14 protein-coding genes and 7 pseudogenes are annotated in these 21,989 nt (G+C 59.2%); 11 read left to right on the top strand and 10 right to left on the bottom strand.

Going from position 1 to position 21,989, the window contains the following annotated elements; translation table 11 throughout:
• Positions 1-5 precede the first annotated feature (5 nt).
• Positions 6-365 (bottom strand): hypothetical protein, encoded by a 360-nt coding sequence (locus tag XH83_RS39275; RefSeq protein ID WP_128929830.1) that lies wholly within the window; start codon positions 363-365, stop codon positions 6-8.
• Positions 366-414: 49 nt separating this feature from the next.
• Positions 415-801: a recombinase family protein gene (locus XH83_RS39270; protein WP_128929831.1), complete on the bottom strand. Its 387-nt coding sequence runs from the start codon at positions 799-801 to the stop codon at positions 415-417.
• A gap of 510 nt (positions 802-1,311) precedes the next feature.
• Here XH83_RS39270 and XH83_RS39265 point away from each other — a divergent pair.
• A pseudogene (locus XH83_RS39265) lies at positions 1,312-1,431 on the top strand (ATP-binding protein); the annotation flags it as partial.
• Between the two features lie 328 nt (positions 1,432-1,759).
• On the opposite strand, the gene XH83_RS39260 reads toward XH83_RS39265, so the two are convergent.
• From XH83_RS39260 to XH83_RS39250, 3 genes are read right to left on the bottom strand one after another with little or no spacing between them, the layout of a single operon-like run.
• Positions 1,760-1,999: a hypothetical protein gene (locus XH83_RS39260; protein WP_128929832.1), complete on the bottom strand. Its 240-nt coding sequence runs from the start codon at positions 1,997-1,999 to the stop codon at positions 1,760-1,762.
• The gene (locus XH83_RS39255; RefSeq protein WP_128929833.1) at positions 1,996-3,189 is read right to left on the bottom strand and encodes an IS91 family transposase; all 1,194 of its coding nucleotides are present in this window, start codon (positions 3,187-3,189) and stop codon (positions 1,996-1,998) included. Before XH83_RS39255 ends, XH83_RS39260 begins: the two co-directional genes overlap by 4 nt.
• 9 nt (positions 3,190-3,198) lie before the next feature.
• Positions 3,199-4,059, bottom strand: coding sequence for a site-specific integrase (locus tag XH83_RS39250; protein ID WP_164935788.1), 861 nt, complete (start codon positions 4,057-4,059; stop codon positions 3,199-3,201).
• A 517-nt stretch (positions 4,060-4,576) separates the two neighbouring features.
• Here XH83_RS39250 and XH83_RS39245 point away from each other — a divergent pair.
• Positions 4,577-5,943 (top strand): annotated as a pseudogene (locus XH83_RS39245) (IS110 family transposase).
• Positions 5,944-6,570, top strand: a pseudogene (locus XH83_RS39240) (IS3 family transposase); the annotation flags it as partial.
• A 40-nt stretch (positions 6,571-6,610) separates the two neighbouring features.
• Here XH83_RS39240 and XH83_RS39235 read toward each other — a convergent pair.
• Positions 6,611-7,970 (bottom strand): annotated as a pseudogene (locus tag XH83_RS39235) (IS30 family transposase).
• A gap of 42 nt (positions 7,971-8,012) precedes the next feature.
• Between XH83_RS39235 and XH83_RS39230 the strand changes: the two are divergent.
• Positions 8,013-8,297, top strand: a pseudogene (locus XH83_RS39230) (IS3 family transposase); the annotation flags it as partial.
• A gap of 302 nt (positions 8,298-8,599) precedes the next feature.
• Here XH83_RS39230 and XH83_RS39225 read toward each other — a convergent pair.
• Positions 8,600-9,699, bottom strand: a pseudogene (locus XH83_RS39225) (ISNCY family transposase); the annotation flags it as partial.
• 75 nt (positions 9,700-9,774) lie between these two features.
• Between XH83_RS39225 and istA the strand changes: the two are divergent.
• Both istA and istB read left to right on the top strand, forming a co-directional pair.
• Positions 9,775-11,073 (top strand): IS21 family transposase, encoded by a 1,299-nt coding sequence (istA, locus tag XH83_RS39220; RefSeq protein WP_164934316.1) that lies wholly within the window; start codon positions 9,775-9,777, stop codon positions 11,071-11,073.
• A 32-nt stretch (positions 11,074-11,105) separates the two neighbouring features.
• Entirely contained in the window at positions 11,106-11,870 is a 765-nt protein-coding gene (gene istB / locus XH83_RS39215; protein WP_305825917.1) for an IS21-like element helper ATPase IstB, read from the top strand.
• A gap of 129 nt (positions 11,871-11,999) precedes the next feature.
• On the opposite strand, the pseudogene XH83_RS39210 reads toward istB, so the two are convergent.
• Both XH83_RS39210 and XH83_RS39205 read right to left on the bottom strand, forming a co-directional pair.
• Positions 12,000-12,425 (bottom strand): annotated as a pseudogene (locus XH83_RS39210) (ISNCY family transposase); the annotation flags it as partial.
• 184 nt (positions 12,426-12,609) lie between these two features.
• A complete protein-coding gene (locus tag XH83_RS39205) occupies positions 12,610-13,431 on the bottom strand; it encodes an enoyl-CoA hydratase/isomerase family protein (RefSeq protein WP_128929836.1) in 822 nt (273 codons plus the stop codon).
• A gap of 200 nt (positions 13,432-13,631) precedes the next feature.
• On the opposite strand from XH83_RS39205, the gene XH83_RS39200 reads away from it, so the two are divergent.
• From XH83_RS39200 to XH83_RS39180, 5 genes are all read left to right on the top strand, one after another.
• The gene (locus XH83_RS39200; protein WP_128955112.1) at positions 13,632-15,170 is read left to right on the top strand and encodes an AMP-binding protein; all 1,539 of its coding nucleotides are present in this window, start codon (positions 13,632-13,634) and stop codon (positions 15,168-15,170) included.
• Between the two features lie 33 nt (positions 15,171-15,203).
• On the top strand, positions 15,204-16,592 hold the full coding sequence (locus XH83_RS39195) for an amidase (RefSeq protein WP_128955113.1): 1,389 nt from the start codon (positions 15,204-15,206) through the stop codon (positions 16,590-16,592).
• A gap of 299 nt (positions 16,593-16,891) precedes the next feature.
• Complete coding sequence (locus XH83_RS39190; protein WP_128929839.1) at positions 16,892-17,566, top strand: GntR family transcriptional regulator; 675 nt, start codon at positions 16,892-16,894, stop codon at positions 17,564-17,566.
• Between the two features lie 877 nt (positions 17,567-18,443).
• Positions 18,444-19,061, top strand: coding sequence for an isochorismatase family cysteine hydrolase (locus XH83_RS39185; protein WP_128929840.1), 618 nt, complete (start codon positions 18,444-18,446; stop codon positions 19,059-19,061).
• Between the two features lie 269 nt (positions 19,062-19,330).
• Positions 19,331-20,644: a CapA family protein gene (locus XH83_RS39180; protein ID WP_164934300.1), complete on the top strand. Its 1,314-nt coding sequence runs from the start codon at positions 19,331-19,333 to the stop codon at positions 20,642-20,644.
• Between the two features lie 172 nt (positions 20,645-20,816).
• Here the strand turns inward: XH83_RS39180 and XH83_RS39175 are convergent.
• A protein-coding gene (locus XH83_RS39175; RefSeq protein WP_128929842.1) for an IS3 family transposase occupies positions 20,817-21,919 on the bottom strand; the annotation gives its coding sequence in 2 pieces (ribosomal slippage) (positions 20,817-21,658 and positions 21,658-21,919; 1,104 coding nt in all).
• Between the last annotated feature and the right edge of the window lie 70 nt (positions 21,920-21,989).

Below are 21,989 nucleotides of genomic sequence, written 5' to 3'. Positions count from 1 at the left end.
TGACTTCATGATGCCTCCTCCTTCGAACGCTTGGTGTGTTGTACTCGATTGCGAAGCTGACTGATTTGTTCGTCTGAGAGCTCGATCTGCCATGGCTGGCCTTTGGTTAACTGACGACCTGCCAGCATTCCGCGCGCGAGATAGTCGAATACCGTCTGCGGGGTTACTCCAAGCTCAGCCGCTGCGCCCTGAATCGAGAAGCTGCCGTCGGGCCAGCGCATCGGATTCTTGTCTACGCCGTTGATTTTGACCGTGGGAATGCCCCAGCGGGTGCGCAACAGCCGGACGTTCTCGCCTTTGAAAGCGCAGCCTCGGGCCGCGACAAAGCCTTCCTGATTGAGGATTGCCGCGATCTCGGCATCCATTTTATGTTCAGCATTCAACTCGACGATCCGTCGCCGCAACCGATCAATGTCAATGTAGTTGCGGTAGGTATGAACGCGCCGTTGTACGTGATGCTCGCTGGTTGTGGCGGTCTGCCAGACGACGGGCCAAGCGAGAAGCGTCGAGGCTCACCACAAGGCCGGCGTTGCCAAGGCCGATCTCGGCAATGAGCTTCTGGAAACCATGACGATCCACAGCGCCAGCTCCGGACTTGCCCAGATCCTCGTCAATGACCTGGACGCGCTCCGGCGGCCAGCCCAGACCGATGGCCCGATCGACGAGGCGGTACTGCAGCTCGGTGCTCTCCTGGTGCTGGCGCACCTGGTTCACGGATGACTGCCGCACGTAGACGTAGGCCAACTTGGCTCGGTGTGCGGTCGTGAGCCGCTCGTCAGCGACGGTCGAGCTGATCAGCACGACCCAGTCTCCTTCCGGCCGTGCCGGGAACCGCTTGCATTCGCCGCAGCAGCGTGGCGAGGATTTGAGCGATCTGGGTTTGCGTCGCGGTCGACAGATTCGGCCACAGGCGCGGAATGTCGGCCGTCGGACGGCGGGGTGGATTTGCCAATATCGGCAGGGGTCGATACGCAACGCGACCTGGAAGCGGTCGGTGGGTCATCGCGAATCACCTTCTCGTCGAGAAGGCTCAGACTCGCGCTCAAATGTTGCATCAATGGGATCAGCGTACGGGCACTGATGCGCGGCAGATCGGCGGCGTTCGGGCGAGGCGTGATCGGCGTCTCGACAAGATCCGTCGACGCGATCCGAACTGCCCGCGGCCGGCCGTCCGGCAGCGCGACAACGACGTAGGCGGGACCGCCCCCGACCGCTCCTTCAGCACCTCAAGCCGGTGCCCAAAAAGAAAATGATGCGGGTCAGTGATCGTGACGTGAGACACGACCCGTTCCAAAATAGGGGCACTCTGTTGTGTTTGGTGATCCCACCTACGCCGACGCCGTCCTCGACCGCCTGGTCCATAACGCCCACCGGATCGATCTGAACGGCGAAAGCATGCGGCGAACCCGCAAACCTGACCGAAAGGCCTGAGCCTGTGGCGCTGTGGACATGCCGCTACGCTTGGACAACGCAAGAGCGTTGCCCACATGCCCACAGCAGGAACAACAGAAAAACCCGCCCGTCGAGCCGCGATTCAAGATTGACCACGCGGCTTCGCCGATGCCAGAAACCAGACAGCCAGAACGCCTCGCGCCCCGGGCGACATCAAATCGGAATGGTGGGCGAGATCATCTCGGAATACTGGAGGGTTCAAATAGGTCCCGCGTCGCAGATCTCGCCGCAAGTCCAGCGCGGGACCTATTTGAAGCTGGATTGAACGAAGCCGCGTCTTGTGAGCGAGGACCTATGGGGGCTCGATCTAGGCGCCGGTAGGCGCGATTGACCCGATGTCGGGCCCGCGAGCGAGTGTGGCCGCAGATTGCCGTTGATATTGGCAGCAGAGGATGCCGGCGTCGATAGCGTCGAACGGCGCGTCAAGCCCAAGCGGCTGACTATCGCCCGTTCGCCGCGCGTTGTGAGCGTGCTTGATCGTTCCGACGGAGAACGTCGGCATGGCGATGCCTGCAGTGGGAGCGAACAAGTCGAGGTAGTCGGTCATGATGTATCGCAGCGAGGTGCTGCGCGTCGCGGCGTTTGCGCACGCGGCACAGGCCCAATCTCGACCATGCGGCCTCCGCAGATGGGGCACAAGTCGAGGCGGTGACCAATGAGGATGGCGCAGCGCTCACGATAGTCGACAGCTTCGGCAGGCGGAGGCGGCTCTGGCGCCTTTAGCGCCGCTCGGATGCGCGCGAGTTTGGCGACGCGGCAGGCGTTCGCCAGGAAGCCAAAATGACGGATGCGGCGAAACCCCTTCGGCAATACGTGGAGCAGAAAGCGACGAAGGAACTCCTCAGTGTCGAGCGTCATCACTTTGGATCTGTTGCCAGCGCGATAATCCTTCCACCGGAAGCGGACGTGGCCCTGGTCACAGGTAAGGAGCCGGCCGTTGGCGATTGCAACGCGATGGGTGTAGCGCCCGAGATAGGCCAGAACCTGTTCTGGTCCGCCGAAGGGACGCTTGGCGTAGACGACCCACTCGACCTTGCGGAGGGCGGTTAGATGGCGGGCGAATGCCGCTGGCTCGACGAGGTGCGCGAGATGGCCGAAGAACTGGAGCTTGGTGCCATTGAACGCCGCCTGCAGGCGCTCCAGGAACAGCCGACGATACAATCGTGACAGGACGCGAACGGGAAGGAAGAAGCCGGGGCGACAATGAACCCAGCTTCCATCAGGGGCGATCCCGCCGCCTGGCACGAGGCAATGGGCATGCGGATGATGCGTCAGGGTCTGGCCCCAGGTATGGAGAATGGCGATCATCCCGGTCTCGGCACCGAGATGCTTCGGGTCGGCGCTGATGAGACGGATCGTCTCGGCTGCTGCCTTGAGCAGGATGTCGTAGACCGCCGTCTTGTTCTGCAGCGCGATGGCGGCCACCGGCGCCGGCACGGTGAAGACGACATGGAAATAGGGGACCGGCAGCAGGTCGGCCTGGCGCTCGGCGAGCCATTGGGCGCGCGCGAGCGCTTGGCACTTTGGACAGTGCCGATCGCGACAGCTGTTATAGGCGACGCGGACCAGGCCGCAGTCGTCGCACCGCTCGACGTGGCCGCCGAGCGTCGCTGTGCGACACGCCTCGATGGCCGCCATCACACGGCGCTGATCGGAGGACAGCCGAGGACCCTGCGCGGCACGGAAGGCGCCGCCGTGGCGGCGGAGGATGTCCGCCACCTCGAGCACGGGGCGCATATGCGCAGCTCAGTCGGGTGGGATCACCCTGACGGAGAGTCCATCGAATGGGCTGGTCGTGCGGGCGAGCAGGTTGGTCGCAACCTGAGCGTAGCGCGCGGTCGATCCCAGGTCGGCATGTCCGAGCAGAACTTGAATGATGCGAATGTCGATCCCGCTTTCCAGGAGATGGGTCGCAAACGAGTGCCGGAGCGTATGGACAGTAATCGGCTTGGCAAGCCGAGCGCGGCGGCGGGCGGCGCGGCAGGCCGCCTGGACGCAGCGGACGCTGACATGTTCACTTGGGTCTTGGCCTGGAAATAGCCACAGCCCCGGTCGGGCTCGCATCCAGTACGTACGCAGAATCTCCAGCAGTCGCGGAGAAAGCATCGCGTAACGATCCCTGCCGCCCTTACCGTTCTCGATGTGGATCAACATTCGCTTGCTGTCGATCGAGCTCACCTTCAGGCGGACGACTTCACTAACCCGTAAGCCAGCCGCATAAGCCGTCGCCAGCACGACGCGATTGCGCACCCCTGTAACCGCGTCCAGGAAGCGCTCGATCTCTTCGGCACTAAGCACGAGCGGGAGCTTGTCGGGCTTCTGGCCACCAATGATCCGCTCGAATGCCTCCGTCTGCCCGAGTGTGACGCCGTAGAAGAACCGCAGCGCGCAGGCCACCTGATTGATGTGGGACCACGAGCGCTTTTGGCCGATGAGATGTAGTTGGTAGGCGCGGACCTGCTCGAAACTCAACCGGTCCGGGGCATAGCCGAAATGGCGGCTAAACTTTGCGATCGCATAGATATAGGATTGTTGAGTCGACGGCGACAGATTGCGGACCGTCATGTCCTCGATCATGCGCTGCCGAAGAGGGCTCATCGTAGCCATCTGGGTCTCCTGTCTTGAGAGGGGTGGTGCGAAGACCAACATCCTCTCAGACAGGACACCTCAGTTCAGCAGGTTTGCCCCCTACTGCCGCGTAGCGGGTTCGTTCAATCCTGGGCGAGATCAAATCGGTACACCCCGGCGAGATCATTGGAATCAGCAAGTTCGGCTCCGACCCGGTGCAGGCCTTTCCCGGTCACGGGCAGATGAAGCCGGAGCAGCAGGAGATCGAGCGGCTGCGCCGTGAGGTCGCCAAGCTGAAGGCCGAGCGGGATATCCTAAATAACTGTCCAGCGTCGTGGCGCGCCTGCGCGGGATAGAAACAGCCTTGTGCTATCCTTTAGCTCGGAGGGTAGCGGCCGTCAGCTTATTGGAGGCACTGTCCCCGTTAAAAAACGTGGTCCATGGGCGCATGCGGACTTGAGAGTGGTGACGCCGTTTCGACGGCGATCCCGATTAGGAAGATGACAAATTGGCATAGCCCTGACCCTCCAGCCCATCATCGGACGGAGGAGTTGCGATGCCTAACAGGACAACCGACCGCGGCCCGGACCTAAAGCTGGTCAACCTCAGCCCGGCCGCTATCGATATCGGATCAAAGATGCACATGGCCGCGGTAAACCCGGCCTGCACCGACAAGCCAGTGCGTGCATTCGGCACATTCACGCAAGACCTGCATGAACTGGCGGACTGGTTCAAGATGTGCGGCGTGACCAGTGTCGCGATGGAATCCACTGGGGTCTATTGGATCCCAGTCTACGAGATCCTAGAACAGCGCGGGTTTGAGGTCATTCTGGTCAACGCGCGGTACGCCAAGAATGTACCTGGCCGTAAAACCGATCTCAGCGATGCCGCTTGGTTACGCCAGCTCCACTCCTATGGCCTGTTACGGGGCAGCTTCCGACCGATGCCGAGATCGCAACGTTGCGAGCCTATCTACGCCAGCGCGAGCGGCTCGTGGAATATGCTGCCGCCCATATCCAACATATGCAAAAGGCTCTGATGGAGATGAACCTGCAGCTCCATCATGTTGTGTCGGATATCACCGGCGCGACCGGCATGCGGATTATCCGAGCCATTGTTGCAGGCGAACGCAATCCCGACGTCCCGGCAACCTATCGGGACGTGCGCTGCCACTCATCGATCGAGACGATCCGCGCAGCGCTCGTAGGCAATGACCGCCACGAACATGTTTTCGCGTTAGCTCAATCACTGGAGCTCTACGACGTTTATCAGGCAAAGATGCTCGACTGTGATCGCAAGCTCGAAGTCCTGATCAGTGCATTGAACACCAAAGGAGCAAGACCGGTCGGAAACCTAGCCAAGCCGCGCGTAAAGACCAAGCAGGTCAACACCCCCACCTTCGATGTCAGGACCGCACTGTACAGAGTGCGGGGCGTCGATTTGACTGAGATCCACGGGTTGGGTCCGTCGCTCGCATTGAAGCTCATTGGCGAGTGCGGTATCGATCTAACGGCATGGCCGAGCGCCAAACACTTCACTTCCTGGCTCTGCCTCGCACCCGGCAACAAGATCTCCGGCGGCAAGGTGCTGTCTTCGCGCACACGGAGATCTTCAAGTCGCGCAGCTGCGTTGTTGCGTTTGGCAGCCACAACCGTGGGGCGGAGCGAGACAGCGCTGGGAGCATTCTATCGCCGGTTGTCAGCACGTGCGGGTAAATCGAAGGCGGTGACGGCGACGGCTCGCAAGATTGCGGTTTTATTCTACAACACACTCCGGCACGGCATGAGCTACAAGGATCCTGGCGCCGACCAATATGAGCAGCAATATCGTAGCCGCGTCCTCGCCAACCTACAGCGCCGGGCGAAATCGCTAGGCTTCGTGTTGCAGGCCATCCCGGGCGACGCCAATCCGGCTGTTTCTTAGGAAGGCCGCAGCCTACTTCGCGAAGGAAGCGACATGAAGTTCCCCTTCGTTGCGAAGCACCGGACGATCTGGCCGGTGGCATGGCTATGCGATGCGCTGGGGGTGTCGCGGTCGGGCTTCCATGCTTGGCTGAATCGTTCGCCCAGCGCCAGATCCCGCAGCGACGAGGAGCTCGGCGGCAAGGTCAAGGCCAGCTTCGCCGCCAGCGACCGCACCTATGGCGCACGCCGAGTGTGGCGCGACCTGCTCGCCGAAGGGGCGGATTGTGGCCTGCACCGGATTGAGCGGCTGATGCGGCTGCAAGGCTTGCGGGCGCGGCCGCGACGTCGGCGCTTGCCGAAGGACAGCGGCGATCGACAGCTCGAGACCGTACCGGCGAACCTCCTTGACCGGCAGTTCGCCGCCGAGCGTCCCAACCAGAAATGGATCGCCGACTTCATCTATCTCTGGACGGCCGAAGGCTGGCTCTATGTCGCAGCGGTGATCGACCTGTTCTCGCGCCGCGTGGTGGGCTGGTCGATGAGTGCCGCCATGACCGCACAGCTCGTGACGGACGCATTGTTGATGGTCGTCTGGCGACGCGGCAAGCCGGATGCGCTGTTGCATCACTCCGACCGGGGCAGCCAAGGCGGATTCAAGCGGTCGTCGCAATACCAATTGTGTTCACTCACGATAGCAACTCGTCAAGGGCCTCTGCCGGCGTTTTCCAACCCAGGGTTTTTCTCGGTCGAGCATTGAGGGCCGCGGCCACAGCGGCGATCTCGTCGGCGCCGTGGACGATAAGGTCGGTGCCTTTCGGGAAGTACTGACGCAGCAGCCCATTTGTGTTCTCGTTGGTGCCACGCTGCCATGGGCTGTGCGGATCGCAGAAGTAGATTTGGACACCCGCGTCGATCTTAAGACGATCGTGCTGAGCCATTTCAGCTCCCTGATCCCAGGTCAGCGAACGACGCAGCTCTTCGGGCAAGCTGATGATGGTGCGCGTAATCGCGTCGCGCACCGCTTCAGCTCCGTGCCCTGCGAGAGTAGGCCCATTCTTCATGCGCGGAGCTTCGCCATGCCCCGCAAGCCGGGGAAGATGCAGCAACATCGTGAAGCGCGTCGTACGCTCAACCAGCGTGCCGATCGCCGAGCTGCCAAGACCAAGGATGAGGTCTCCCTCCCAGTGACCCGGCACCGCGCGATCGGCCGCTTCGGCGGGGCGTTGACTGATCATGATCTCCGGCGAGACAGAGCTCCTGTCTCGCCTGCGTACGCGCGCCCTGGGTACCCGCAACACGCGCCCCGTTCGCAAGCAGGCCGACAGTTCGCGGCGTAGCGCTCCCCGCCCCTGAACGAAGAGGGCTTGATAGATGGCTTCGTGGCTGATGCGCATCGTCTTGTCGTCCGGGAAGTCGATCGGCAAGCGTCGGGCAATCTGCTCTGGGCTCCAAGCCCTGGCCCATCGCCGATCCTTGCGCGGGCGGGCGGCCCTTCCACGGAACGGCGGGACCAGGAACGGCAGCGCCACTCAGGGTCGTGACGACGCCAGCCAGCGCTGCTCCCCATAAGTGCGCAAGGTTGTGTTGAGCGCAAGCTTGCTCGGTTTGGGTCGACGGGCCGATCGCTCGGCGTGCCATTGGGCTGTCGACGCACGATACTCCAGGCCGCCGCTGCTCGTCGCGGCATTGCGTCGTAGCTCACGGGAGATAGTCGAGACGGATCGGCTAAGTCGGCGCCCGATCTCGCGGCTCGAAAGGCCCTGAACGCGAAGAAGTGCAATCTCCTCACGTTCCGCAAACGAGAGGTACCGCCCGGACGGCGGCTTGGTCGAAGTACTGAACATCGCTGGTGCCATGCCGCCCGCGTCGGAACAATCTGGTTCCGACAGGCTGCGACATACCAGCCGCCAATGCAGCATCCTCGCTGGTCATCCCCTGCGCGATCCCCAACCAAAATCGCTGGAGTGCAGATCGCCCCGCTACCGGCGGTCGTCCCCGTGACGGCAACGGCGCCCGTCCAGAACGGTGTGATCGTCGCTTTCGAATCCCATCGCAACCTCCTTCGTTCAGGTGTTGCGACGACCGCTTGAATCCGCCCAGTACACAAGCGAGCAGTTCCAGCGCCTGATGGCCGACAACGGCATCGTTTGCAGCATGAGCCGCTCCGGCAACGTCTGGGACAACGCGGCGATGGAAAGCTTCTTCTCCTCGCGCAAGACCGAGCGTACGGCCAACAAGATTTATCGAACCAGAGACGAGGCACGCGCCGATGTGTTCGACTACATCGAACGATTTTACAACACGACGCGCAGGCACTCGACCATCGGCTATCTCAGCCCGGTTGAGTTCGGGCGTAAGGTGGGATTAGCTTGACCGGGTGTCCATCAAACCGGCAGCAGCTCAGTCACGTGTTTCTGTTTAGAATGCACGAGCCGCTCAACAGACACGCCAGATTGTTCATCCATGCGACGCCTTCGGAGCCACTTGATCTAGGACTGACAAAGCCTATAGCGCGCCAATCAGGATGAGAGCGCGTATTGCCTCATGTACTGATGCTCCCGGGTGCGATCGGTTGCCTCATTTATTTTGCTCCTGGCTTGAGTTGAGGAGGAGACCGGGTGCGGAGATGGCCGGGGTTTCGGAGCGCCCGGCCTCCTCCGCTGGTACCTCGCACGTCATTGGAGTGTTGTGACCTCGTACCCTGGCGGCATTTTCTCGCTAGGAGCGAACAGCAGCGCGTTCGCTTGCTCGCTGCGCCAGGATTTCAGCCGACGTTGAAGCGTTCGAAGAAGCTTGTTCGGATAGGCTCCAGGATATTCCTCCTGCAAGCGCGAGAGCAGTTCGCTGCCAGTCCGCCAAGGCTCGGTTTCAAACCATTTTCGCAACTCTGGCGTTGCTCGGATGTGCGGGTCGGGACGACGTCGGCCTCTCTCCGCCTTCACGAGTGGCCGATCCGTCGGTCGCATAGCTCCGTCCTTCCAGGCCGTGCGCAGGCTTGCCAGGAAGCGATCGATCGATTGCGATGCCGCAGCAGGATGGCCGATTGGTTGGGTGTCCCCGAGGACCGCGAGGCGCTCCTGCACGTCGCGGATGTCGCGCAACAACGCGACTGGATCGAGGGCGGCATAGATTTCTTGGAGATGATGGCGGACAGCGTCAGGCGTGCGGGCGTCCGCTGCCAGGCGCTGGTGTGGTGTAGCCGGCGCGCTGTATGTCTTGCGTACACGGGCACCGTCGCGCTGCTTGGCTATCAATTTGAACGAGGGTTGGAAGAAGTTCACGAACAGCCGCGCCGATCGATAGAGTTCAGCCAGCAGCTTGGCCGCTTCCAGGCGCCCTCGAACCGACGATAGCCGACTATCCTGCGCACGACGGCGCCGTTCTTCTGCTCGACGAACGCCTGGTCATTTTTTCGGTAGGGCCGGCAACGCGTGAAGACGATGTTGGCCGCCTCGCAGTAGGCTTTCAGCGTCTCGTTCATGAACACGGTATCATTGTCAGTATCGAAGCCGAGCAGCGCAAAAGGCAATTGTTTGCGCAATTCCGTCAGCACCGTGCTCAACAGCGTTTGTTCGCGCACGATCAGAGGAGCGCACTCCGTCCAGCCGGTAGCAATGCCGGTGAGCACGAGGGTCTGGATGAAGCTGCCGCGCGCAGATGGACCGCTATGCGCGACAAGGTCGGCCTCGACGAATCCGGGCGCCGGATCATTCCAATCTGCCGACGTCCTTATTGGAGCCCTGCGACGCAGGGAATGCGTCGCGTGCCGCTGTCGGGCGACATGGAAAATTGACCCCCTGACGACACGAGGAATTGCCCCCCTCGCGACACGGTCAGAACGGGGGTTTTTATGCAGCGACTCAGTTCAGGTCCTCTGCGGTTCAAAGATCCGCGGAGGGAGGCCATGCTGGAGCCGGACGAGGTTTCGGCGATACTCCGGCTCAACGAGCTGGGGTGGGGTAGCAAACGGATTGCCCGGGAGCTCGGGATTAGTCGCAACACGGTGAAGGACTACGTGGCGGCCGGCGGCTGGACACCCTATCGGCAGCCGCAGCGCAAAAAGGCGCTCGATGGCCAGGAGACCTGGCTCAAGGAGCGCCTGCGGCAGCACCACGGCAATGCCGATGTGATTCGCCAGGAGCTGGCAGCCGAGAAAGGCATCATCGTCAGCCTGCGCACGGTCGAGCGGGCGGTACAGCGCTATCGCCAGGAGCTTGCGGCCGAGGCGCGCGCGACGGTGCGGTTCGAGACACCGCCCGGCAAACAGCTGCAGATCGATTTTGGCGAGCGGCTGGTCGAGATCGGTGGCAGCAAGGTTCGCGCCTACCTGTTCGTCGCCACGTTGGGCTACTCGCGCCGGCACCATGTCAGAGCATTCCGCAACGAACGGCAAGAGAGCTGGTTCGATGGCCTGGAAAGCTCCTTCGTGAAGTTCGGTGGCGTGCCCGAGGAGGTACTGTTCGATAATGCGCGTGCGTTGGTCGTGGAGCACGATGCCGCGATGCGCACCGTCGTGTTCAATGACAAGCTGACCGCGTTTGCCAAGCACTGGGGGTTCCGGCCACGGGCCTGCGCGCCATATCGAGCCCGCACCAAGGGTAAGACCGAGAATGGCGTCGGCTACGTCAAACGGAACGCGGTCGCCGGCCGCACCTTCCCGAGCTGGGAAGCCTTTGAGGCGCATCTTGAAGCTTGGACGCGGGAGATCGCCGACCTACGCCAGCATGGCACGACTGGCGAAGCACCAATTGAGCGCTTCAGGCGCGCTGAGGCGCACGCGCTGAAGCCCATCGCTGGGAGGCCGCCCTTCCAGGCCGCACGTGAACTGATCCGGCGCGTGCAGGCCGACTGCGCGGTCGAGATCGATGGCAACGCCTACTCTGTGCCATGGCGGCTGATCGGCGAGACGGTGAGAGCGACGATCGCCGATGGCGTGGTGCGCATCCACCACGGGATCCATGAGGTGGCCGCTCATCCGATCTGTGTCGGTCGGCGCCGTCGCGTCGTTGACCCTAAACACTTTGAGGGCCTGACTGGCTTTAAACCGAGCCGTGCTGGCGAGCTCGCGTTATCGCCTGTCGCGCCGCCGTCGCCGACGCTGCTGCGGCCACTCGGCGAGTACGAAGCGATTGTGGGAGGGGGCTTCTGATGCGAGCCATTGTCCCCGACCGCCTGAGCGATATGCTGACGCGCCTGAAGCTGACGGCTGTCCGCGACCAACTGGATGGGTTGTTGGATGAGGCCGGTCGACAAGAGCTGAGCCTACGCGAGACTCTGGTGCTGCTGTGCGAGCGCGAGATCGCCCGCAAGGATGAGCGGCGCATCGAGATGACGCTCAAACTTGCTCGCTTCCCGTTCGTTCGCGATCTGTCGGGCTTCGACTTCTCGGCCCAGCCCTCGCTGGATCCGAAGCAGATACGCGAGCTTGCGAGCGCCCGCTGGATCGCCAATGGCGAGAACGTGCTGCTCCTTGGGCCACCTGGCGTTGGCAAGACGCACCTTGCGGTCGCGCTTGGGCGCGAAGCGATCCTGGCTGGGCATTCCGTTCAGTTCGTCGCAGCCACGACTGTCGTTGCGCAGCTTGCCAAAGGTCACAGCGAAGGCCGGCTCGAGGAGCGACTCGCGCAATTTGCCAAGCCAAAGCTCCTGATCATCGACGAGCTCGGGTATCTGCCCTTTGAACCCGATGCCGCGCATCTGTTCTTCCAGCTCGTTAGCCGTCGTTACGAGAGAGGCGCGATCCTGCTGACCAGCAACCGCAGCGTCGGCGAGTGGGGCTCGGTCTTCAGCGACCCCGTGGTCGCCACCGCGATCCTTGATCGTCTGCTGCACCACAGTCACGTAATCACGATCCGCGGCGACAGCTATCGCTTGAAGGAGAAGCGCCGCAGCGGACTTCTGCAGAAGCCCGCTGTACCAGAAGCCAAATCGGAGAAGAAGTCGTGACGCAAGCCGCTCGCTCGCTACAGCGCTATGAAGGGCGCGCTTCGCGAGCGGCTTGCTTCAGTCCTGCAAACAACAAGGGGGTCGCTTCCTCATGTCGTTGCGGGGTCAAATCCGGACGTCGCTTGACAGCCGCCGACGCTTGCGACCTAATCCTTCTCGGACCCCCACCAATGCGCGGTCGATCGTCGCAGCGCTCATTGCCAAAAGTTTGTCGCGGATCTCGGGGGTAAGGTCGAGGTGGCCATGCCGTTCCATCGCCTCAATCAACGCAGGCATTAACGCCTTCAGCCGCTTCCCGCAGATCCGGTCTGACGCCTCCCAAAGGAGCACGAGCGCGTTGTGTTCTACCTCATTATACATTCGACGTCGCGCCCTTCGGCTTGGGCGCGCGTCTTCCTCACCTCGAAGTAGTCGCATCGCCTGCTTGCGATGGAATCCGGTGATGTCGACGAACTCGTCCAATATCCGCGTCTTCTTCGCGCGATCCGAACGCCGATAGCGCGCGCCTGCTGCCGCCGTCAGTTCCTTCCGCGTTGCCATGCTTAGCCACCCCATCTTCGCCCCCGCTCGCTCCCGATCCAAGGGAGCAATTTACGTGAGGCAACGGCTCAGCATTTGGTAACAATTAGGGCGAGACAATGCGGAGTCTCACCCTGATCGCCGCCGCGCAAAAGCCAACCGATCGGAGGACGAGGCAAGGCTTAGGCAGTTTATTTTTGCTGTGCGAAGAGCCTTGGCCTCACACGTCTGCAAATGAAGGAGGCCGGCGCTCACACCACGCTTTTAGGCCCTCTCGGGCATCAGGTGATGTTAGGCTTTCGAAAAACTTCGCATTGATCTCGACCGGGTCAGCAGTGCCTCGACGAATTGAATTGAGCGACGTCTTCAGGCCCCGGAGAGAAGCCGGCGAACGCTGGGCGAGCATCCCGGCAAAATGCTCTAATCGCGCTTCAAGCGCATCCGAAGTACACACCTCGGTAAGATAACCCATCTGTAACAACGTGATGCTGTCAACTTGCTCGCCTGTTAGAAAAAGGCGTTTCGTTTGCGACAGGCCAAGCCGCTCCACGTAACGTCGTAAACCAGAATAGTAGTACTGAATACCGAGGCGAGAAGGAGACATTTGCAAGAGACATCCCCGCGTTCCGATACGAAAATCACATGCAAGCGCGAGGTCAGTAGCGCCTCCGTAAATGTTTCCATTCAGGCCGCATATAGTAGGAAAGGGGCATTCTTCGACAAGATCGCACATCGCGGCGAACAGGGCTGTACATGCCGCCGCACGATCACTCGACAATGTATCCAGGTCAAATCCTGAACTAAAACTTGGACCTTGAGCCGTTATCATTAGTACTCGCACGCTCGACTGCCGAGCCAAAGTCGCGACGATTTCAGAGAAAGTCTCGATGTCTGTTGGCTCGAACCGATTGTGCTGCCGAGACCGGTTCAATTGAATTCTCGCGATCCCTTTTGACACATGCAAGGTCGGCAAGTTCCCGAGCTCAGATGCTTCTTCATTCCTTTGTTTCCCTGCTGCGACCTCACTTCCAAATTTATTCATTCGATTCCCTCGACTGGCGAAACCTGCGCTGCAGGGACGGGTAGGTGAGGCGCGGTTGTCAACGATGAAGCACAGAAGCTTCGGCCCTATGCCCTCAGCCCCTCCGTATTCTTTTTACGTTGACAGATATTTTTTTTACATTCAATAGAATATCTCGGAAACTGGCCCTGCCGGCAGCGCGGCGAGGAGAGGCGTAAGTCATGTCCAACCGCAATTTCTATGTCCTGGTTGAGGGGAGGGCCGAGGCAAACCCGACAGACGTGCTCCTAGAGCTTGAGAGCGGCGAAACGCTATCCGCTCAGTGGCTGCACAAGCTCTGTGGTAGCTATGCCAGCGTCTTCCGGCGGCTCGGATGTGCGGTCGGTGATCGCGTGGCCGTCCAGGTCGAGAAGTCCGCACATGCTTTCGCGCTCTATCTTGCCTGCCTCCGTGCTGGGCTCTGCTATTTGCCCATCAACACAGCTTATCGCTCAGCTGAGTTGGCCTACCTTCTAAAGGACGCGCAGCCTTCCTTCCTTCTCAGAGGACCAAATACGGAAGCTCTTCCCGACATGACGGTGCCTCGGTCAACCAAGGTCTTAACGTTTGGCATCCGGGGTGAAGGAACATTCGCATCACTTGTCAAAGCAGGAGAGACCTCGTTTAGCACCGTCGAACTCAATGGTGCGGCTCCCGCAGCTCTCCTCTACACCTCAGGCACAACCGGCCGGCCCAAGGGTGCTCTGATCAGCCATGCTGCGCTCTCGTACACCGCTCAAACGCTGAGTCGATTGTGGGGCTTCTCGTCTTCGGATGTTCTGCTACATGCGCTGCCGATCTTCCACAGCCATGGTCTATTCATCTCATTCAACGTCGCGCTGGCAGGCGGAGCGCGAATTCTCCTGCAAAATAAATTCGATGTAAGTCCAGTGCTCGACGCAATTCCTCGCTCAACCGTTTTTATGGGAGTGCCAACTTACTATCATCGTCTATTGACCTGCCCTTCGCTGGCCAGCTCTCTTTGCCGAAACATGCGACTGTTCATATCCGGTTCGGCACCACTATCGGCTCCGATGCATCGCGATTTTGAAACTCGGACAGGGCACCGTATCCTGGAGCGTTATGGTTTGACCGAGGCAATGATTCTCTGCTCGAACCCCCTGGAAGGTGATCGTCGACCAGGTTCGGTAGGGCTACCGATTCCCGGTGTTGATTTGCGTATTGCAGGCGAGCGAGATGAAGCTCTGCCTGTCGGACAAGTAGGTATCATTCAAGCGCGAGGACCGGGGCTTTTCTCCGGTTACTGGAACAATGCTGAGCAAACCAAAGCCGAGCTCACAGCAGACGGGTTCTTCCGTACCGGCGACATGGGTCTCGTCGACGAGAAGGGATACGTCTCGATTACAGGCCGCGCCAAGGATCTCATCATCAGCGGCGGATACAACGTCTATCCCGCAGAAGTTGAGGCTGTAATCGATGAACTGACTTCCGTTAAGGAGTCAGCCGTTGTCGGAGCAACTCACGCGGATTTCGGAGAGTGCGTCGTTGCCTTCGTAATTGCTAGCGATAAGAGCGACCCACCGAGCGAAAGCGAGGTGATTCAGCAGGTCAAGCGAAACATGGCAAGTTACAAAACCCCCAAGAAGGTCATCGTAGTCGATGATTTTCCACGGAATGCTATGGGAAAAGTCTTGAAGAAGGAGCTCCGGACGACACTAGCGGACTTTCCCACGCTTGGCTCGGATAACGCCAATAGATAATCGGCCTCCCTAGGCTAACTGGAGATTGCACACTTGTGCGCATACCATCCCGCTGAATTTCAAGCGCTGACATTTCATGATGCGGTACCCGCCTTCAGAGAAGGACGAGATAGCCCGCGCAAATACCTTGAGCGCTGTCTCGAAACGATCGACGCTCGCGAGCCCACCGTGCGAGCTTGGGTCGAAATGAACGTGCGAGAGGCGAGGTCCGTGGCTGATCGATCCACAGCGCGTTACCTCGCGGGACGAGAGCTTTCGACCATCGATGGCATGCCGGTCGGGATCAAAGACCTCTTTATGACAAAGGATATGCCCACGCGTATGGGATCTCCCTTGTTCAGAGACAATCACACTCATCAAGATACGGCTTGCGTCCAGGCATTGAGAGCCGCGGGCGCCATCGTGCTCGGTAAGACAGTGACGACGGAACTCGGCATGTCCTACCCTGGACCGACTACCAACCCGTTCAGCCATCGCCATACCCCCGGCGGATCGTCGAGCGGATCGGCAGCGGCCGTCGGCGCGCGGATGATACCTGCGGCAATCGGAACGCAAGTGGCTGGCTCGGTGATTCGACCAGCGAGCTTTTGCGCGAACTATGCGATCAAGCCGACAATGGGCGCCATCCATCGTGGGGAGCGTCTGGCACTTAGCCAAAGCCACGTGGGGATCCATGCTGGCGACCTTCGTGACATGTGGCATGTGTCGATTGAAGTCGCAAAGAGATCAGGCGGCGATCCCGGCTATCCCGGCCTTTACGGTGAGACAACTCTTCATCCGGCAACCCGGCCACTACGAGTGATTGTGATGGAGGCCCAAGGTGCGGCAGAATTGGACGACGATTCCAGAGACGCATTTGAACGGTTCCTCACTCAGCTTCGCCACGCCGGCGTCCACACCATCGACAGAACCAACCACTCGCTGGTCGACTCGTTCGAACGTGCCATCGACGAAAGTCTTGAAATTACTCGTGACGTTTGTGCCTACGAGATGCGCTGGTCACTGGAGAACCTTGTAGAAAGGTTTGGCGGAGGGCTGAGTGACAGCTTGACCTCTCGTCTGGAACTCGCGAGAAAGATGAGCATAGATGACTATCGTCAACTACTCGCCCAGCGCGATAAGGCAAGAGCAGCCCACGCCGCAATTGCTCATATCGCCGACGCTATCGTTGCTCCGTCCTCCGTTGGACCAGCTCCAAAATTAGACAATCAAGGACTTGACTCGGGCATCTCACATACAACAGGCCTGCCGAGTTACAATGCTGTTACCTCCGTCTTAGGGGCGCCAACTATCACGCTTCCGCTTCTTGCGGTGAGGGGAATGCCTCTCGGAATTCAGGTTATTGGCCAGCAGCATACCGATCAGCACCTTGTAGGTTTAGGGCGTTGGATCAGCGAGACTATTCCGGCGCGATCGGTCTAATCTCTGCTGGCTCATTCTGAGTTCGACCGGCATGGGCCCTTGGCGAGGTAAATTCGGCAGCATCTGATCTCGGGCCCGTATGTTCGTCGATCGTCTCACCATAGGTAGGGGAAGTAGCGCCTAGGTTGAGCGCCGGGCCGGCAAATCGCGTGCTCCTTCGAGTATTGTTGGGCTAAAGGTTCGAGCCTTTGAGCTACCGGTTGACGAACCGGTCCGCCTCTCGTCGCGATACAATTGCGAAACTTTTCGCTATCTACTCGCGGATCGTGGTATGAACTCCCATACCCGCGGGCAGGACCGTGCTCAAATTCAACCGAACTAGCGAAATCGCCAACTGGATCAAGACCGAAATTGATTCCGGTGCTTTGCAGCCAGGATCCAAGCTTGATGAAAAGCAACTCTCCGACAGGTTTAACGTTTCGAAGACCCCTGTCCGGGAAGCCCTGATACAGCTGGCATCGCGTGGCTTGGTAGATCTGAAGCAGCGGAGGGGTGCGACCGTCTCGGTTCTGAGTGCGGAGCAAATTGTCGCTATGTTCGAAGTTATGACGGAGCTTGAGGGAATGTCTGCAAGGCTGGCCGCGGCGCGAATGCCGACGGACCTACAGGCGCGCCTCCGCGACATACACTCTCGCAGCGAAAGCGCGCTTCACAATGCGCAGCTGTACGATGCAATTAATAAAGAGCTCCATGAAACTATCTACGAGGGTGCGCAAAACTCATATTTGGAACAGTCGATAAAAGAGACCCGCGCTCGCCTGCGTCTCTATCGTCGGTACCCATTCCAAAAACCAGGTCGCATTCAACAGTCCTATCAAGATCATTGCTCAATTGTGGCAGCGATCACCCGAGGAGATGCCATGGCGGCTGCTCAGGCTATGCACGATCATCTCACGACTGGCGGACGCGTTTTCGCAGATCTCGTGGCGGAAGCCGCTCGTTTTGCGAATACACCTGATAAGGCGGCGGGATAACCCCGCCCAATTGCCTCCACCTACTCGGCAACTCTTCTCGTCTTCTAACCCGCGTGGCGCGATATGGCGCGAGCAGCAATGTGGAGCACGAACTATCACCGGTCACATAAAACCTACTGATCAACTCAACCGACGAATTGATGATTTTCTCGCTTGCCGATGACACATCGATCGGATCGTATTACATCATCTGCTTCACCTTCCAGGCGCCATCCCTCGCAAATCCCACAAGGGCTGCAGGAATTCTTCAAGTCGGCAAGAAAATGCGACGCAAATCTCTGTACGATACTAGTATCCTAAGCGCATGGAATATATCGGAGACGACCTCGCGGGGACCGACAAATGACGCTCCAATCGAACAGTCACAACAGCCCGCAAGCGATTGGCGCTACTCCAGTACACGAGCATCTCTACCATTTCCATCGCCGCGATTTTCGTGCCGGGCGGCTCTTCTTGTTGGCCCGTAGGAAGCGGGCACGCACAGAGACGGGCCAACCGCCGATGTTGCTCGCCGTAGCGCCGGCGACACAAAGGCGGCAATCACCGCGGCTGAGCGCTCATTTCCGGTCCGCCGAATTCTTGCCTGCAAAAGCGCAGCAATTCTGAGGTCGTGGGCCGGACTAATGCGGAAGAGCTGGCGCTTCTGGTCGCGAGCGAACAGGGCCAGTTATGGATGAACCCGCGATAAGAAAACACTCTTGTGAACGAGCAACAGGCAGCCCGCTCTTGATCAAGGCTTTCCAACGAAACTTGGCTCATAGGCCGACCGAAGGTCGGTCTCAAGAAGCGCGAGTCGCCGTCACATGATAGGCCCAGGCCCGATGGAACGATCCTTGCTAGATTGATCGGAAGGGTAGATCAAACCCAGGAGCGATACATGAAGAATTATGACGGCCCCATTGACCCTCAAAAAACAGCATTGCTAGTTGTCGACCTGCAGAACCACGAGATTTCTGAGGAAGAACAGCGCAAATATCCGGAGTACGTGGACCGCGTGAAACATCAGATCGTGCCGAACGTCCAGCGGCTACTGCAAGCCGCGAGGTCGTGCGGCGTGGAAGTGATGTACACGGTAATCGAAAGCCTCACCAAGGATGGGCGCGATCGTTCGCTTTGCCACCGTAAGCTAGTCATCCCAAAGGGGTCATGGGGAGCTCAGGTAATTCCCGAGATAGCGCCTGGCGAAGACGACATCGTCTTACCAAAGACAGCTTCTGGGGTATTCAGTTCGACCATCCTGGAGCGGGTTCTTCGTAACATGGGCATTGAGGAGGTAATTGTTGTTGGCGTTTTAACGGATCAATGCATCGATATGGCGCTGCGCGACGGTGTAGATCGCAGCTTCCATATGATTTGCGTCACCGACTGCTGCGCCGCCTATACTGAAGAGAGACACAATTACTCTCTTCGTATGCAATATGGCGCTGTCCGGAAAGTGACGACGGAGGAGATTGTATCGGAACTCTCAGGCAAGTTATTCGCCCGAAACAGCTGAGATTTCCCTTCTTGAGATTCCCTCAGTAAGCCGAGCGGTTTGTTTTCTGTCTCTTTTCCGCTGAGCAAGAGATGCAAAACGAGATCCTAACGTCTTACCCCTGAGAGGGAATCTCGAAGAGCTGCGTTGAAGCGTATGACACGCGCGTCAACGTTAACACCTGTGGCGCTTGTGCATTGCGGAGACTTCGGATGCGAAAGAGCCTGGTTTGCGTGCTGCGCAGACTATAAACCGTAGATCAAAAGCCATGCGACGAGGAGATGCAAGCCGTGCCGCGTAAACTTCCCAACACGCCTGTTGATGTCTGGCGCACAACTCCGGAAACGTTGGACCTGGCGGAAAACGCCAAGCGATTTGGCTGGTGGGATTTTCCGCTCGAAAGCGCTGCAACAGATTCGGCAGAAATGGATGGAATTGACCGCGCGTACTGGTTCTATAAAAGCGCGCGCCCAATTACGAGAACATCACGGGATGTTTCTGATGCGTTGTTCTTGAACGACAAGTCTATTGTGGAATTACCGACTGCATTTCGAAAGCAGCAGACTGCGACTCTGAGTGCACTGGGGGATCTGATCCAGGCGCGCGGGCTAGAACACTCTAAGGATCTTTTGTTCGAGAGCATCGAAGCCGCTGTCTTCAATGCCGATATCTCTTTCGCGAATTATGAATCTGTGGTGGCAGACGATCATGTCGTGAGCGAGGCTATAGGCGACGGCCGCTCTTCGATGATGTGTTGCTCATCGGCCCAATATTCCGCATTAACAGAACACCAGGGTAGACGTTTCACGATTCTTAACCTCGCGAACAATCACTCATTGGACTTGGGCGTTCAGGGTCTTCGAACCACTCAAGAGCTCTGCAGAGCGAATGGGATCATTGAAATCGGCGCCCCTCGATGCGCCGAGGAGTACGGCCGGGGCACGGTTTTCACGAAGAGGGGCATCAGGTTCGGGTTCGTGTCGGTCACATTCGGTCTCAATGGGCGACCCCTACCCGACGGTGAACATTATTGTGTGCACGCGTCACCGCTCATGTCCAAACGTGTCGTGGCCGATCTTGAGCTACTCAAATCGCAAATAAGGAGCTGTAAACATCAGAATGCCGATGTCATCATCGCCTCAATCCATTGGGGCTTCGAATTCGAGTTTTTTCCAAGACGAAAGCAAATTGAGCTCGCTCATGCGCTTGTGGAGGAAGGCGCCGACATAATTTTGGGCCATCATCCTCACGTAGTTCAGCCGATCGAGTACTACCGCACTACACGTGATCCCAACCGAGTTGCGGTCATCGCTTACTCCTTGGGTAGCCTAACTTGGGACTGGTATACGGCTCCACATTTAATTTTGAGCTTGATGCTGAACTTTCAGTTCGCAAAAGGTGATACAAGTGCAGGAAGCCGTACTTACATCGAAAGTGTCACCGCTACTCCTTTGTTTAGAAATATCTTCTACAGGGGCGATAACAAAGTGATGCGCATTGAACAACTTAGAGACCACCTGGATGCGAAAAATGCCGACTTCGGTCACTTAGAACAAATGCAACAATACGTAGACTTGATTTCGGGCCGCGGAGCCCCGGTTTGACGAGCTCGCGACAGCCTCTCATCCAAATGCTCTCCGCCATCAGGTGCGACCGTGAATGTGTAAGCGGAGTGACCTGCCACTGAATGTTCATCCAGCGGCAGTTAGAGTCTCGGAGTTTTGTGCAGCGAGACCGAACTTTGGACCACCCGGAACTAGAGTTTTGCGCCTCTGATCACGTTGGCGGGCTGGTGTCGCCGACGTGATTTTGCAGCAAAATCGGCGGCCGATTGCCGATCGCCCCGTGGGGCCGTTCTTCGTTATAGTATCTTCGCCAAGTCTCCACCTTTTGCCGGGCATCCGCAAGGGACAGGAACCAATGGGTGTTGAGGCATTCGGCCCGGAAGCGGCCGTTGAAGGCTTCGATGAAGGCGTTGTCGGTCGGCTTGCCGGGTCGTGAGAAGTCCAGCGTGACGCCGCGCTGGTAGGCCCAGAGGTCAAGATCGCGCGACACGAACTCGCTGCCTTGATCGACCCGGATCGTCGCCGGGAGTCCCACTTCATTGCAAACCCTTTCCAGTACCTCCACGACATCGGTGCCGCGGAAGGTGAGCCGCGGCTCCAGTGCGGGCGAGAAGCGGGAGAAGATATCGACGATCGTGAGCACCCGGAGATTGCCGCCGGTGGCCAGCTGGTCATGAACGAAGTCCATCGCCCAGATCTCGTTGACCCGCGTCGCGGGCCGTCGGTCGTCGCGCAACTTGGCCTTGACCCGGCGCTTGGGCGATTTGTTGCGCAATTGCAGGCCCAATTCGCGATAGATGCGACGGGTCTTGTTCTGGCCGTGACGCCATCCCTCGCGGCGCAACAGCACATGGACGCGGCGATAGCCGTAGCGGATGCGAACATGGCAGATCTCCTTGATCCGAGCTTCGAGGGCCGCCTGGCCGGAGCGACGAGATTTGTAGTGATAGGTCGATCGATCGAACTCGAGGGCCTTACAAGCCTTGCGGATCGAGACCTGCCACTCCCCGCAAACCTCATCGACGAGCTTGCGCTTCCGACCAGGCTTCACAGCTTTCGGCGGATCACGTCCTGCAGCATCTCCTTGTCGAGCGATAGGTCCGCCACCAGCTTCTTCAGCTTGGCGTTCTCGTCCTCGAGCTGCTTCAACCGGCGCATCTCGGTCGGCAGCAGTCCGTCGTACTTTTTCTTCCAGTTGAAATAGGTCGCCTGGCTGATCCCGGATTTGCGGCAGATCTCCGCAACCGGGACCCCGTCGTTGCCCTGCTTCAGGATAAACGCCTTCTGGGCGTCCGAAAACTTCGAGGCCTTCATCGTCGTCCGCTCCTCCCAGCCGAGGGGATTCGGCAGCGCAAGACTCTAGCCAAAATTGGTCCAGTTTGCC

It is taken from the genome of Bradyrhizobium sp. CCBAU 53351, from assembly GCF_015291745.1.
Taxonomy (GTDB): Bacteria; Pseudomonadota; Alphaproteobacteria; order Rhizobiales; family Xanthobacteraceae; genus Bradyrhizobium.
This window is presented reverse-complemented; position numbering and strand designations above follow the sequence as displayed.